This is a genomic window from Paenibacillus sp. PDC88 (genome assembly GCF_900106725.1).
Taxonomy (GTDB): domain Bacteria; phylum Bacillota; class Bacilli; order Paenibacillales; family Paenibacillaceae; genus Paenibacillus; species Paenibacillus shunpengii.
This window is the reverse complement of the sequence record NZ_FNNT01000004.1, coordinates 97,569-112,862: the sequence shown is the minus strand read 5'-3', so window position 1 is coordinate 112,862 and position 15,294 is coordinate 97,569. Positions and strand designations below refer to the sequence as shown.

Below are 15,294 nucleotides of genomic sequence, written 5' to 3'. Positions count from 1 at the left end.
GATAACGATGTCTGAACAATTAAAGAAAAAACGACACAGTATCACCATTTTACTGGCAGCGCTCATGGTCCTGCTCATGTTGAGTGGTTGTGCCAATCAGGGCGGCAGCACTGGCGATGTGGCAGGAGCCGTCAGCCCCGGAGATAAGGTTGTCATCAATATTGGAGTTCAAGGAGCCACCGGCATTTTCTCCTATGCAAGAGACACGAAGGCTTTTGAAAAAGCATTTGAACAGGTGGGTGCCGAGGTCAAATGGCATGAGTTCGCGAGCGGCCCACCCCATTTTGAAGCACTCGCATCAGGCAGACTGGATTTTGGCAGTACAGGCGGTACGCCTGTCATTGCAGGTCAGACCGGTGGGATTGACTTTAAAGCGATAGCTGTCACCGGTGACGGTAAGAAAGGAAATGCCATTCTCGTGCCTGAGGGCAGTAATATCCAGCGCATCGAGGATTTGAAAGGCAAGAAAATTGCCGTAGCCAAAGGCAGCAGTGCCTACAATTTTCTGTTCCAGGTCATTAATACCGTGGGACTCACTGGAGATGACATCGAGCTGATCCAGCTTCAGCCGGATGAAGCGAGGCCTGCCCTCGACTCCAAAGCAGTGGACGCATGGTCTGTCTGGGAGCCTTATGTGACTACAGCTACCACGCAGACAGGCGCGCAGGTTCTTGTTGACGGTGAACAATTAAACCTATTAGCACCCGGTTTTCTCATCGCACGCACCGGCTTCATCGAGACTCATCCGGAGCTGACCGTGACTTTCCTCAAGACCTACGAACAGCTAAGGCAGTATTATGAAAGTCATACCCAGGAGGTTGCCGCCCATTTTGGACAAACAAAAAACGTAGACGCAGACATGCTCGTGAAAATTATGAATAACAACACCTCTCTCCTGTCCCCAATTACACCTGAATTTGCAGCCGCACATCAGGAGCAGGCAGACTTCCTCTATTCCATTAATGCGATCGACAAACAGCTCGACACTTCCTTAGTCCTTGAGAACAAATATATTGAACAGGCACTTAAGGAGCTTAAAGAGGAAGGGAAGCTAGAAACAGATACAAATTAAAGAGGTAAAGAGCAATTCGCTTCAGTCCCATTTGTTTTCTTCTTCCATTCCCTTAAAATAGGATCATGTATGTTCACCCCTGCACATTAAAGACAGCAGGGGTATTTCCATGACAATGGAGGCACCTGATGAAAACAGATAAACCTTATGGCATCTATGGGTTCCGCTTCACAGAAGCTCTACAGCATCCTTTCTGCTACCTCTATGCGGTTGGCTACGACAAGATCAACCATGCCGATTACTACTGGAATGGGCTGGAGCGTACGGACGGCCCGTTATTTCTAATCCAATACACCACTAAAGGCCAAGGTATGTTCAGATTAAATGAACAAGCCTTCGAAATGACTTCTGGCAGTGCTTTTCTAGCGGATATTCCGGGTACTCACGAGTATTATTGGAGTGAAGGAAATGAACCGTGGGAATTTTATTTCATGTTAATCCGTCCTGCCTTGATTGCCCCGTTCTGGGAAGAAATAAAGCAAAAGCTCGGCAGCGTCCCCTCGCTTCCTCCGGTAAGCCGTCCGGTAAAGCTGCTGCGTGAAATATATACAGAAGCAAGAGCTGGACGAATTACAGATCCTTACCATGCATCCTCACTGGTGTATCAATTTATACTCGAGCTCAGCAGATATGCGAGTCATGAGCACAAGCATCGTGACGGCTGGCCGGACAGCATCCGGCTTGCTGTAGATTATCTCGAGTCCAATTACGACCAGATGATCAGCCTGGATCAGCTTGCAAGTGAGCTCCACATCTCCAAGTATCACTTGCTCAGACTCTTCTCTCGTACGGTGGGTATGACTCCAAATGAATATCTAAACAAAGTCAGACTCGAAAGGGCCGTGGAACTGCTCAGAAGACCTGATTTGAGTGTTGCACAGGTCGCTGAAGCAGTCGGTTTTTCGAGCAGCAGCTATTTCATTCGAGTCTTTCATCACAAAACGGGACAAACCCCAGGATCGTTCCGTGAACGAGACCACCGGTTAAATTATGACCGCCTCTTCTTTGATTAGAGCAATATTTTACTATTAAACACGTTTTATTATTATAGATTTCTGTACTCCCTGCCTTCTACAATATTGAATAAGAGCTATTTTTTATTATTTAGATTTCAATACATGAGAGAGGCAAAGGAGAAGATCAATATGTCACATCGAGATTATGCCAAGACACCGCCTATGGGCTGGAACAGCTGGGATTGTTACGGAGCAGCAGTCACAGAAGCCGAGATCAGAGGCAATGCGGAATATATGGCCAAGCACTTAAAGCCTTATGGCTGGGAATACGTTGTTGTCGATATACAGTGGTATGAGCCGCATGCCAATTCATCCATCTACCGGAAATTTGTCCCGCTTGAAATGGATGAATATTCACGTCTGATGCCGGCCGTCAATCGCTTCCCTTCTGCACAGGGCGGAGCTGGCTTCAAACCGCTCGCAGACTATGTGCACAGCCTTGGACTCAAATTCGGAATTCATATCATGCGGGGAATTCCCAGACAAGCTGCTCACGCGGCAACGAAGATCAAGGGCTCCGAGCAGAATGCAAGAGAGATCGCGCATCCGAACTCTATCTGTCCCTGGAATACGGATATGTACGGTGTCGATGCCTCGCAGGAAGGCGCAGCCGCCTATTATCGCTCACTGTTTGAACTGTATGCAGAATGGGGCGTTGATTTTGTTAAAGTCGACGATATCGCAGCCTCTCGCCTGTATGAACCTCACCTCCCGGAGATCCAGCTGATTCATGATGCGATTGAGCATTGCGGTCGGGATATTGTACTTAGTCTCTCACCGGGTCCTGCTAAAGTAGAGCATGCCGAATATCTTGAGCAGTACGCCAACATGTGGCGAATGACCGATGATTTCTGGGATCACTGGAGCCTGCTGCTGGATATGTTTGATCGCTGCAAGGCCTGGGAAGGCCGTCCTGCTCCCGGCAACTGGCCGGATTGTGATATGCTGCCGCTCGGTCATATCGGAATTCGCTCAGTGGATGGCGGAGGAAGTGACCGATGGACCCGATTTACCAAAGACGAGCAGATTACGATGATGACCTTATGGTCTATCTTCCGCTCACCGCTTATGTTTGGCGGGGAACTGCGCGACAACGATGACTGGACATTATCCCTGATCACGAATCAAGAAGTACTTCATATGCACCAGCACAGTCATGATGCTAAACAGATTAGCCGTTCAGAGCATAGCATCGTATGGTCCGGGCAGGAAGGTGACAATATCGTTTATGCTGCATTGTTTAACATCGGGGAAACGGCGAATGAAATCGTCGTTAGTCTCAACGCGTTGGGTATTCAGGGTCAGGATGTAGAGCTTGTGGATCTGTGGAGTGGAAGTGGGACACGTTCTGAGACCGGAGTCATTAAAGCGGAAGTTCCCGCCCATGGTGCGGTATTATACCGAATCTCCTTTTAAATAAGAAACAATTCACACACGAAAGAACCGTGCTCCCTATGAGTTATGAGGGGTACGGTTTTCTTACTGTCCCTTGGAATTCGCTCTGATGTCTGCCCGATTTACTAACTCCTCATTGCCTGGCAGCATATATATAACTCAGGATTGAGCCATATCTCTTCGACTCGTTTTTATAGAGATGACAAACGGAAAGGAGCAAATATACATGCATATCGTGATGGTTAGCCCTGAGCAATTCCCCCTGCCGGGAAGCGGTTCTGTAGAAATCTGCATGCTCGCCATCGCCAGGGAGCTCTCGGTACACCATCAAATTACGATAATTAGCAAATTAACACCGCAGCTTCCTCTTGAGACATCTATGAATGATCATCTCGTCATCAAAAGAGTACCCGCTCTCAGTAGAAAGGATTATGCAGCAGAGGTAATTAAGTGCATCCAAACGCTGGATCATGTGGATCTCATTCAAGTAGATAACCGTCCCCGCTGCATGGCAAAGATTAAACTGGCTTTTCCGGATAAACCCGTAGCTCTCTTTCTCCACTCCATGACCTTTATCCCAAAGTCCGCTTCGATCTCTTCCCTTCTACAAAAAGCCGATCTTATTATCGCAAACAGCCGCTCTTTGAAAAGACGGATTATAAGCCGATTCTCTCTATCCTCCGATCGCATCATAACGATACCTTTGGGCGTCGATATTCATCGCTTCAAGCCTCTAACTATGGAAGAAAAACAAGTTCATATGAAGCGCTACGGTATATCCCGAGATCGTTTTAATGTACTGTTTGTTGGCAGAGTCATCCCTCAAAAAGGAATTCCGGTTATCCTGCGGGCCCTCTATCGAATACAGCCTTCCATCAGGACCCGGCTCATCATTGCCGGCAAGAGCAAGAACGCAGCCTATCCTGCGCGACTTAAACAGCTTGCCAAAGCACTACGAATTGAGCTCCTTTTTCTAGGTGAAATTCAGCATGAACAAATCCACCAGCTGTACCCGCTTGCAGACTGCATTGTATGCCCTTCTCAGAAGCATGAAGCGTTTGGACTGGTTAACGTAGAGGCGCTGGCTTCCGGTATCCCCGTCATTGCTTCCAAAAATGGAGGGATCCGTGAAATCATCGAAGATGGTCATGACGGATTTTTAGTTACACATTATAAGAATCCGCTTGGCTTTGCTAATCGGCTTGCTAGGCTTGCTAAGCACCCTGAGCTGGCTCAGTCCATGGGAGCAAACGGGAGAGAGAAAGCACTGCTCCATTATACCTGGCAAGCAACAGCTTCGCGGCTGGAAACCACCTACCAGCACTTAACGGGCAACGAAGGATAAGGCTTCAATCTCTAGATCCTTTCGGATGTTCGATACATAATGAAGACTTCCTTCTCTTCCGCCCCTGGCATAGAGGTCACTTCTCTAAGCTCGATAATCGCCATATCTTGAAAAATAAACTGTACTATACCCAGTGTCTGCTGTTTGAAGGTATCGTAAATTCTTCCTGCGCTGCAGCAGCCTCTAGGTACGATCTCCGGACTATTTGCTATATAACCGATTTGTCCATGAGGAGGCAGAACAACGCGAATCGCTTCAGAGTCGGACAAGTTATCTGGATCTTTAATTAGAAAAACAGGCTCTCCTACTCGTAATTTAGAGGAGTACCGATGGTTCTTCATATCTGTTATTGCGGCATAAACTTTTTTATGCACGTAAATACCTCCTTTGCTCGTAGTAGTCAATGATAAGTTTATCGGTAACCGTTTTAGGTTTTTTTACAGAAAAAACAAAACTTTTGAACTATTTTATAAAAATATAAATCGAAAATACGGACCTTAAGACCTGATATTATATAACAGATACGGAATTTGTATTTCATATTTTATCGTATTACCATGTTAAACTTTCGCAAATACGCAAATAGTTCATTCCTTTTTATTATACGTATGTGGACAAAACTGACTGGCATATACATCTTACAGATTCCATTGCTCTCTACTTTAGAGAAAGGTGTTGATCAAGCTTCATGAATTCTTCCCACTCACAGTTTAAATCGTATGAGCCCTTTGTTGGTCCGTTTGATCCGTGCCCCCCGATTCGTGTGAAATACTACAGCACACCGCCCAATCTATATCTAGGATTTCAGCCGCCTAACCTGCCCCAGTTCAGTGCATTTGACGCGTTGAAATACGGTACGTTGTGGAAAGCACTATATAGCCCGTATGATCCGCCAAAGAGCAAGTAACTAGAGCAACTCTTGCACTGGACCCGAGCAACAACCTGATAAGAAAGGGGCGAGTAGATGTGAACCATACGGTTGACGAGAACTATTACAAATTGCTGCACGAGCTGCAGGCGCTGGATTTTGTGCTTGTCGAGTTGACTTTGTATTTGGATACGCACCCCGATGACCCTGCTGCACTTGAGCAGTTCAATCTGTATGCCAAAACGAGAAGAGAGCTGGCCGATCAGTTTGAGGCGCTGTACGGTCCCCTGCTTCAATACGGTCAAAGCGGAGCACAGCAGTCTTCCTGGCAATGGGCCAAATCCCCTTGGCCATGGCAAGTCTAACGTAAAGGAGGCAAATTCATACCATGTGGGTATACGATAAAAAACTGCAATATCCCGTTCGCGTAAGCAAATGCGATCCCATGATGGCCAAATTTCTGCTTGAGCAATACGGAGGTGCTGACGGAGAACTGGCTGCAGCGCTGCGTTACTTGAATCAGCGGTACACCATTCCCGACAAAGTCATCGGACTGCTGACGGATATCGGAACTGAAGAGTTTGCCCACCTAGAGATGATTGCCACTATGGTTTACAAGCTAACGAAGGATGCGACACCAGAACAGATGAAGGCGGCTGGACTTGGAGATCACTTCGTGAATCACGATCATGCCTTGTTCTACCAGAATGCCTCCGGCGTGCCGTGGACGGCTACCTATATTCAGGCCAAGGGTGATCCGATTGCTGATCTGTATGAGGATATTGCTGCTGAGGAGAAGGCGCGGGCGACCTATCAGTGGCTCATTGACATGACCGATGATGTGGACCTGCAGGACGGTCTCAAGTACCTCAGAGAGCGGGAGGTCGTACATTCCCAGCGCTTCCGTGAAGCCGTTGAGATCATTAAGGATGATCGGAGTCATCAGAAGTACTTTTAGCGATAATAATAAGCAAATTAAAACAACCTGAGTCCGCATTTCATATGGACTAAGGTTGTTTGGTTTGGAAATCAAACGGAACAGTAAAAAATTTGATCTAGTGATTTTCAGAATAGAAAATCATTTATGGTTTGTATACTACATCCCCATACTCCTCTTTCCAGTCTTCTCCATCGACAATAGCATTCAGAATATCTTCAAGAACGCCAGGAGTATACGTTGCATTTCTCGTGTATTTTTTCAGATCTTCTTCTGTAGCAATACGGACATAATCTTCTTCTGCAGTAACTAGTTCGGAATCATCAAGGCCCTCTCGTATATAATACTCAGGTAAAGCTAAATCAACAGGTAGTTCAGCATTTCCCAATATAGTCCAATACCCATCCTCAATAAATACCAAATTGGATTACAAATACATCTCCGATATTCACTTTCTTCTTTCGCATAATTCAATCACTCCACTAACTCGTTTAAATATCGCCTTGGTAAATAAACAACATAATAAAGACTATTAATTGAGAATAGTATATCGCAAGTTTTTTTAGCTTGCAGACGGCAAAAAGGACCCTGCGCATTCAAATGCGCAGAGTCCTCGAGCTTACTCTATATTTTATTCAACTTATCATTATTTTTCTTCGGAAGCCGCTACCTCTTCGTCAGCGCTAGATTCAGCTGCCTCGCCTGTATCCGTATCCGCTGCACGCAATACCCCTACAGAAGCAACGAGTGTATCTTCAGGTGTAACGAGCGACACGCCCTTCGGCAACCCAATTTCGGATGCAGCCAGCTTGTCCCCTACCTCCAGCTTGGAGATATCCACTTCAATGACAGCTGGAAGATCATTTGGCAATCCTTCGACTTCGAGCTCTGTCAACAGCGTCTGGAATACGCCGCCTGCCTTGGAGCCCACCGCTGTACCTTGGAAATCGATTGAGATCGAGACCTGAATTGGTTTATTTTTGGCAATTTTTATAAAGTCAACATGAAGCAGTCGATCGTTTTGTTTCTGCATATCCTTGATCAGCACCGGCACCGTTTTGCCGTCCAATTTCAGCTCGAACAGCTCGGAGCGTCCCGTATGGGATACGCGGGAGAATTCCTTCGCATCCACATGAATCGGAATGCTGTCAAATTGCTGTCCGTATACAACAGCCGGAACGCGCCCGCTCTGTCTTAGATTTCGTAAACCTGAACCTTTTTTCTGTGTCCTTTGCTCGGCAATTAGTTGGACCGTTTCTCCGTTGGATTTCATATCTAAACATCCTCCTTACAAGTCCATGGTTCGAATTTGCCCCCAATAACAAATAACAAAATAGAATCAGGGCCATATGTATAACTACCCCCTATGAACGGGATTGAATCTCGATTTGCTCATAAAAAGAAATAAAAATAGCTGCCGAGTCTCTCTCGACAGCCTGAACTTCACGTGTCATTACATAAACGCCACTATTTTTCCCACAATAACGACTTATTAAATCCAGCATTTCTATTCCCATCATCATGCACTGCTAAGTCCATGCAAGCGTATCTTCTGACCACCGACGGCAACGACCACTTCTCTTGTCCCGCTGTGTACATGAACCTTGATTCGTTCGTTCGCAGGAGAAGGCGGGATATCTATGAAGTAATCACGATCCCCTTCGCGCTTCTCCCACTCATTCAACCGAATGATATACCCGATCCGTTTAATGCCGGGTGCCACTCTAATCCTTGCCTTCACAGAATGACCACCTTCAGCATGTAAAGGGATTTTGCCGTCGTGGATACCCGTGCCCCATACCCAGACGTTCCAGCCTTCGTAATGTCCATCTGGCCGGGAATATTCTATTTCCACCGTGCGCACATAATACGGCTGAACTTGAAAATGATGCTCTGCCCTGACCTCACCTGCAGTTGCAGCCACCACTGCTGTGCCGGGTCGTATGGCTTTGACTTTGCCATTATCCAGCGCAATCACTCGGGGTGTCGTTGTCTCCAGCGTATAAGGAGCACCTGCCATCACTTCTTCATATTGGTTCCAGACCGTTACATGAGGACGATACGTCTGAGTGGCATAGATGGATTTGTCGACAGCGATTTCAATGCGGGCAGGATATAGATCATCGACCCACATCTGAACCGCCCCGGATATTTCTCCATGAGCTGCAGTGATGAAGCATTGTCCATTCATGAGACTGCTCGCTTTGCCCGTCTGTCTTACCCGGATTACTCGTTCATCCGAGGAGCGCCAGACCGCTGTAATTCCGTCCATTCGCTTGCCGTGCTGATCTCGATAAACCGCTTCGAATTGAAAATGTTCTCCTGCTGCCACCGCTCTTCTATTGGTCATAATTTCAATGGAAGACAGCACAGGCACTTCGATCCCGCTCATTCGATCATAGAGCACCATCATGGACAGCCTTGGGACGACAACCTGCGAAGTCACTTGCGCCAGCACCTTCTCACCGGCTGCACGATCACTGACAACGATGTTCCAGGAAGTATCCTGTGGTACGGCTATAATTTCGTCCTGCTCTTTCCCATTATAGATAACAATGATCCGGTTCCATGCATCGCCTGCTCGATAGCCTTCCAGCATATAGGCCAGAACCCCATTACCGCACTCAAGCACTTTCAAATACTGCTCGACCTGATCCCGATGCTCCAAACGAAAGGCAGCATGCTTTTTCCGAAGCGCAATGAGCCCCTTATAATAATCAAATACGGGACGGAACCTCGCCTTATTACTCCACCTCAGCGCATTCACTGCATCTCCGCTCCGATAACTGTTATGGTCTCCAAATTTGGAGCGGAGCAGTTCATCCCCTGCATGAATAAAAGGAATCCCTTGTGAAGTGAGAATTACACCATTCGCAAGCAGGGAACGTCTTACCGTATCGTTGTCTAACAAGTTCATTGGATCTACATGACGATAAGGATCCGCATGCTTGACGGCCTCTGCAGCACTGATTCCGCTCGTTGGACGGCCATCCCTCCATTCAGGAAAGGCTAGCAGATCTCTGATGCCTTGGGATGTGACAATTTTGTCCCAGAGATTCAGGTTATCGTGAGCTGTCACATAATTGATCGTCTCCGCCGGTGAATACGCAAAGTCATGTATCGCTCCCTGCACTCCAGCCAGCACCGCACCTTCCACTCCCCACCAGCCTGTCGCAAATCCGCTTCCAGCACCATCGCTGTCACCCTTGACCGCCGCACGATAATGGTCGTTAAATACCGCAAAGCCTTTGCCTCGCTGTACTCCCTTAAGCGTCTTGTCCGGAAGCGGTGAATCGCCGCCAGTCCAAGGCTCGCCGTATACCAGGATCGAAGAATCCAGCTCCTGTCTGAGCATTGCCGTAACTTCCGTCATCGTCTGTGTATCGATAAGCCCCATGAGATCAAAGCGGAAGCCGTCAATGTGATACTCCTCCGTCCAATATCGAACAGAGTCCTTAATATATTTTCGAACCATCGGTCTTTCTGTTGCCAGCTCATTTCCTACACCTGAACCATTGGACAGAAATCCGTGACCATTTCTACGGTAATAATACCCCGGTACAATGCCGTCAAAAGGTCCATCGTCCACGCCATAGGTGTGGTTGTATACGACGTCCATAATGACCCGAATGCCGCAGCGATGCAGGGCACGAATCATTTCCTTGAACTCTCGAATTCTTGTATATGGATTGGAAGGATCACTCGAATAGGAGCCCTCGGGTACATTGAAGTTCTGCGGATCATAGCCCCAGTTGTATTTGTTATCTGCTGCCTCTGCATCATGCACGGTTAATTCATTAACCGTCTTGAAGTCAAACACCGGAAGCAGGTGGACATGGGTTACCCCAAGCTCCTTCAAATGGTCTATTCCAATACGATGTCCCTCTCGATCGGTTAAGCCCTCTTCCGAAAAAGCACTGTAAAGCCCTTTCTTCTGAAAAGGTGATTCCTCGTCCATCGAGAAATCCCGGACATGAAGCTCATAAATGATGGAATCCGTTGACTTGATCAGCGGGGGACGCACATCATCCTCCCAATCGTCCGGATCGGTCTTGCTCATATCAATGATTGCTGTGCGCGCGCCTCCAGCAGCAACTGCTTTTGCATAAGGGTCTACTGCATAATGTACCTGTCCGTCTGAGAAACTGACCTTGTACATATAGAATTTCCCTTCCCAATCTCCCTGAAGTGTAAGCCCCCATGTACCTGCCTGCATCTGATTCATGACATAAGCCATTCCACCCTCATGATTCATAACCAAGCCGTTAGCATCATACTGACCCGCATCTTCATAGAGAACCACTTCAACCTTGCACGCTGTAGGAGCCCAAATCTTAAAAGCGCTGCTCTCACGTGTATAAATCAACCCGAGATCATGTTTGTCATAATAAACGTTATTCAAATCCTGCATCAAGCTCACCGCCCGTGATTGTAATAATGTACGGACCCTGCAGTCTTACCCGTTTGTGCGTTATGACTCTTAGACTCGCCTGCTTCTCCCTGCACACGGTGATCGATTCAAAGTTGTTGAGGATTTAATAAACCAAATCCTCAAATATATAAACTACAGAGTAATGACTCTATCGTCATTACTATCATTTATGCCACTTTCATAGAGAAACTATAACCGCCCAAACGAGAAAGAAATGAGCAGAGCTGATATTGTAAAATCAGAAAACGCTTACACAATAGTATATGACACCATCCTACAAAGGTTGTCGGCTAATGATACCTGCTCCACAAAAAAAGGCTTATACACATCACAAAAAAAGACGTCCCAGCCAATATGCAATAGGACGCCGCTTGCCATAGTATCGAAGTTCTAGTAGACCTGTAAATAGGAGGGAGCGAAGGAGAATTCGGTCTTCACGGGAGGGGTATGAGCAATAACTCTGCCTTGGCGAATAACATACAGCGGCTTCGGACGAAGCCGAATGGCATCCGCGGCCTGCTGGGCGGGAAGAACAACCAGATTAGCCGGATGTCCAGGAGCGATTCCGTAATGGTCCTCCAGACCGAGAACGCCGGCTCCATGCTTCGTGACCATATCTAGCAGCAAGCCAGCATCATCTCTTCCGGTCATATGCTCCAAATGGGCCGCCATATGAACCGCCTGCAGCAGATTGCCGTCTCCGTAGGGATAGAAAGGTGTCAGCATGTCATCGTGGGCAATGGCAACCGGAATGCCGGCTCTCGACATATCCCGGATCCGCGCGATCCCCCTGCCTCTTGGATACGCATCGAATCGTCCCTGCATCGAGCTGTTAATCAGCGGGCAGGCAATAATATGGATGCGCGAGGCTTTGACAAGTCCCAGCAGCTTCTGGAAATACGGCTCATTATAATAAGCGGTAGCACTGCAATGACTGGCAGTTACTTTCCCGTACAGCTCATGCTTAATGGCAAGCGCTGCTGTGCACTCCAGGAAGCGGGACTGCTCGTCATCTGTTTCATCACAGAAGACGTGAACGAATGCACCGTACTTCTTCGCAAGCTCGAAGCAAATCTCAAGTGACTCTACCCCATCCTCCCGGGTCCGTTCTCCATGCGGGATCGCCCCTACACCATCAGCACCGAGCCGCAGCGCCTCCTCCATCCGCTCTGCATTCCCAGGACAGGCGACGATACCGTCCTGAGGAAAAGCGATCACCTGAAGCTGGACAACAGACGCCCACTCCTCCTTCAATGCAAGAAGTGTCTTTAACGCTGTCATCCGGGGATCGGAAATATCTGCGTGGGTCCGAATATAGAGTACTCCATGTCCGACCAGAAGACGTATGACTTCGTTCGCCCGCTGCCGCACATCTTCCGGGGTGAGCCGCTTCTTGCGTTCACCCCATAGCCGGATCCCTTCCAGCAACGTGCCGCTTCGGTTCCAGTCCGGATCACCTGCAGTGAGCACGGTATCCAAATGAATATGAGATTCTACAAACGCTGGGAGCAGGAGTCCCCCTTGCCCATCAATGGTATGTTCTACTTCCTGATCGTCTTTCCAAGCCTTACTGCTGTCAGATGGCTCAATGGAATGAATGTGCCCTGATGCAAGGAATACATCCACATGACGGCCTTCCTGTGTCATTACATTTTTTAATGTCGTCACTTCCATACCGCTGTCCCCCCGATTCCTTCTGTTTCTAACACGGACGCCTCCCACAACCTTTGAATTCGTTCATCCCCATATTGGCTTGCTGCCCTTGTCACACTGACCCATCCTCCTGCTTTGGCGACCCAGCGGCCGGCCGGCAGGCGTGTGAACACTTCCTCCGGATTCCTCGCATCCACAATAACGAAGTCGGCTGCTCCCCCCCTGCGAATACCGTAATTCTCCAAGCCGGCGATGATGGCAGGCTTCACCGTTACCATATCGAGAAGCTGCACCATGTCCTCGGGACTTCCATAATGGGCAGCATAGCCTGTAAGCTGCGCAATTTGCAGCAGATCTCCTCTCCCGAAGGGATGGAATGGATCGTGGATATTGTCTGATGCCGCGGCGAGAGCAACTCCCCCATCCATCAGCTCACGGACCCGGGTCACTCCGCGTCTTACAGGACCCAGGTCTGCTCTGCCTTGAAGATACAGATTGGCCGCCGGAAGAGTAACCGCATGAACTCCAGCGAGTGACATCATCGCGATCAGCTCTTCAGCCTCAGCTGGGGGCATGGAAGACAGAGAGCATAAATGTCCGGCAGTGACCTTTCCATGATAATCATATTTCAGTGATTCCTGAGCTACTTTAAGTACTGTCTTCATCTCGGGATTGTCCGTCTCATCGCAGTGCAGATCAATAGGCACTCCAAGACGTACCGCCAGCTCAAATATACCCTCAATATCTGCATCGGGGTGATGGGATAAATGCGGCGCACCACCAATGCCGTCAAGTCCCATTCTGAGCGACTCCTCAATCAGCTCCATGCCCCTTCTTCCAAGATCGCGATAAGGAACCATGGGATACAGCTCCAGATCCACCACACCGCTCAGTAACGCTCTAGCTTCCAGTGCAGCTTCCACTGTACGAATTGCAACATCTTCCCCTGCATTCACATTAAAATCAAGGTGGGATCTCAGCCTGGTCGATCCATAAGATACCGCCTGCAGAGCAGTCCTTACGATCCGTGCACGAATTGTTTCCTTCGAGAAGGATGACGCTGCACGGCTGTAATTTTGAATGGCTTCAAGCAGTGTCCCCGTTTGATTACCTACCTGGGGCAGGCTGAAGGCTTTATCCAGATGCATATGTATATCCACTAAGCCAGGAAGCATCATTCGTCCCTTGAGATCAAACACCTTCTGCTCATTGCTCATATCCCTCCTCATGGGAAGCGCAAATGACGCAATGTCCGCAGCCTGAACCCTTTCCTCGCCTGAGGTCTGCTCCTGAACAGATTCAAATTTCCCATCACGAATCCGAATATCATAGAGCTTGCCCCGGCTCTTAAGTTCGTGCAGTGAGGCATTGATAAAACGCAGTGTTCCTGTCATGCTTCGCTCCTCCTATCTAAGGACAGACCTAATCGTGCATATCACTCTCATTAAAAAAACCCCCTGCAGCTTATGCGTCAGCTGCCCAATAGGCCGGCGTCCGATAAGCCAGGAGGCTGCAGCTCTTAATAAGCTGTCAATCCATTATTCGCTGGGACCGGGAAGATATTCGGTCGTGAAGACATTTCCTATATCCTCTTTGGATTTCAGTAATCCAAGACTGTACATATCCTCCTGAAGCTTCGTCCAACGTTCTTCTGTCATGCTGAGCAGCCCGTTCGATTCCGTCTCGTCTGTAAAAATCAGCTCAAATTCCTGCTCCGCTCCATACTTCATCCCTTCCAGCGTGAGATCCGGATTTCTTTCCTTCAGAAACTCGTTCATCTCTTCGTAATTGTCCTTGTAATAATTCCAGCCTTTGATAGAGGCGGCAAGGAACGATTTTACAACCTCAGGATTCTTCTCAAGGAACTCTTCTGTAGTAAACAGCACATTGGAATAAGGCTGAAATCCTGCATCATAAGTCAGTAAATAACGGGTCTCAATCCCTTGCTGCTCGAGTGTATAGGGCTCTGATGTGACATAGGACTGTGTGACCGCATCCTTATCCTCAATGAAGTTAACGAATTGCCCTGTATAGGTTTGGTCCTTCACTTCTGTCAGATCATATTTCTTCTTAATAAAATCCCAATAGCCAGACCCTGGTGCAATATATACGTTACGTCCGTCTAAATCCTCAAAATCCTGAATATCCGCATCTGCATGGAACAGCATCGCCTGCGGGCTCTTTTGGAAGATGGCTGCAATGGCTACAACCGGAATTCCGTTGTCTCTGGCAGTGAGCACTTCATCCGCTTGCCCCATACCGAACTGGGCTTTGCCGGAAGCTACGATCTGCATAGAGGATACCTGAGGTCCACCAGGCTCGATGGTCATATCGATACCGGCTTCCTCGTAGTAGCCTTGCGCTAGAGCGGTATACTGCCCTCCATGCTCAGGCTGTGCAAACCAGTTCGTCACCTGGGTGATTTTTACCGGCTCCTTGTCGCCTTCTTCACTAGCGCTGGCGCTTCCTTCGGTTGTACTGCCGCCAGAGCCTGAGCTGCTGCATGCTGAAAATATAAGGGCGAGTGCCATCGTTACTGTGAGACCTGACATTTTCTTCTTCCATGAATTGTTCAT

General features: G+C 48.1%; 14 protein-coding genes. 7 read left to right on the top strand and 7 right to left on the bottom strand.

What is annotated here, in order from left to right:
- The first annotated feature begins 7 nt into the window (after positions 1 to 7).
- From BLW49_RS13845 to BLW49_RS13830, 4 genes are all read left to right on the top strand, one after another.
- The gene (locus BLW49_RS13845; protein ID WP_090725174.1) at positions 8 to 1,072 is read left to right on the top strand and encodes an aliphatic sulfonate ABC transporter substrate-binding protein; all 1,065 of its coding nucleotides are present in this window, start codon (positions 8 to 10) and stop codon (positions 1,070 to 1,072) included.
- 128 nt (positions 1,073 to 1,200) lie between these two features.
- Complete coding sequence (locus tag BLW49_RS13840; protein WP_090725172.1) at positions 1,201 to 2,085, top strand: helix-turn-helix transcriptional regulator; 885 nt, start codon at positions 1,201 to 1,203, stop codon at positions 2,083 to 2,085.
- A gap of 132 nt (positions 2,086 to 2,217) precedes the next feature.
- A complete protein-coding gene (locus BLW49_RS13835; RefSeq protein ID WP_090725171.1) occupies positions 2,218 to 3,504 on the top strand; it encodes a glycoside hydrolase family 27 protein in 1,287 nt (428 codons plus the stop codon).
- Positions 3,505 to 3,709: 205 nt separating this feature from the next.
- Entirely contained in the window at positions 3,710 to 4,828 is a 1,119-nt protein-coding gene (locus BLW49_RS13830) for a glycosyltransferase family 4 protein (RefSeq protein WP_177178739.1), read from the top strand.
- Between the two features lie 11 nt (positions 4,829 to 4,839).
- Here BLW49_RS13830 and BLW49_RS13825 read toward each other — a convergent pair whose 3' ends face one another.
- Positions 4,840 to 5,202, bottom strand: a complete 363-nt coding sequence (locus BLW49_RS13825) for an HIRAN domain-containing protein (protein ID WP_081872670.1) — start codon at positions 5,200 to 5,202, stop codon at positions 4,840 to 4,842.
- Between the two features lie 314 nt (positions 5,203 to 5,516).
- Here BLW49_RS13825 and BLW49_RS13820 point away from each other — a divergent pair, with 314 nt between their 5' ends.
- From BLW49_RS13820 to BLW49_RS13810, 3 genes are read left to right on the top strand one after another with little or no spacing between them, the layout of a single operon-like run.
- Positions 5,517 to 5,735, top strand: coding sequence for a spore coat associated protein CotJA (locus BLW49_RS13820; protein ID WP_076313405.1), 219 nt, complete (start codon positions 5,517 to 5,519; stop codon positions 5,733 to 5,735).
- Positions 5,736 to 5,794: 59 nt separating this feature from the next.
- Entirely contained in the window at positions 5,795 to 6,061 is a 267-nt protein-coding gene (locus BLW49_RS13815; RefSeq protein ID WP_047913248.1) for a spore coat protein CotJB, read from the top strand.
- A 23-nt stretch (positions 6,062 to 6,084) separates the two neighbouring features.
- Positions 6,085 to 6,654: a manganese catalase family protein gene (locus tag BLW49_RS13810; RefSeq protein WP_090725167.1), complete on the top strand. Its 570-nt coding sequence runs from the start codon at positions 6,085 to 6,087 to the stop codon at positions 6,652 to 6,654.
- 124 nt (positions 6,655 to 6,778) lie between these two features.
- Here BLW49_RS13810 and BLW49_RS13805 read toward each other — a convergent pair whose 3' ends face one another.
- The 6 genes from BLW49_RS13805 to BLW49_RS13780 form a co-directional block, all read right to left on the bottom strand.
- Positions 6,779 to 7,021, bottom strand: coding sequence for a hypothetical protein (locus tag BLW49_RS13805; protein ID WP_090725165.1), 243 nt, complete (start codon positions 7,019 to 7,021; stop codon positions 6,779 to 6,781).
- Positions 7,022 to 7,279: 258 nt separating this feature from the next.
- Positions 7,280 to 7,906, bottom strand: a complete 627-nt coding sequence (locus tag BLW49_RS13800) for a 50S ribosomal protein L25 (protein WP_076313424.1) — start codon at positions 7,904 to 7,906, stop codon at positions 7,280 to 7,282.
- Positions 7,907 to 8,152: 246 nt separating this feature from the next.
- Positions 8,153 to 11,044, bottom strand: coding sequence for a type I pullulanase (pulA, locus tag BLW49_RS13795; RefSeq protein ID WP_090725163.1), 2,892 nt, complete (start codon positions 11,042 to 11,044; stop codon positions 8,153 to 8,155).
- A 411-nt stretch (positions 11,045 to 11,455) separates the two neighbouring features.
- The gene (locus BLW49_RS13790; RefSeq protein ID WP_090725161.1) at positions 11,456 to 12,739 is read right to left on the bottom strand and encodes an amidohydrolase family protein; all 1,284 of its coding nucleotides are present in this window, start codon (positions 12,737 to 12,739) and stop codon (positions 11,456 to 11,458) included.
- Positions 12,730 to 14,112, bottom strand: a complete 1,383-nt coding sequence (locus tag BLW49_RS13785; RefSeq protein ID WP_090725160.1) for an amidohydrolase family protein — start codon at positions 14,110 to 14,112, stop codon at positions 12,730 to 12,732. The genes BLW49_RS13790 and BLW49_RS13785 overlap by 10 nt, the downstream gene beginning before the upstream one ends.
- A 144-nt stretch (positions 14,113 to 14,256) precedes the next feature.
- A complete protein-coding gene (locus tag BLW49_RS13780) occupies positions 14,257 to 15,294 on the bottom strand; it encodes an ABC transporter substrate-binding protein (RefSeq protein ID WP_090725158.1) in 1,038 nt (345 codons plus the stop codon).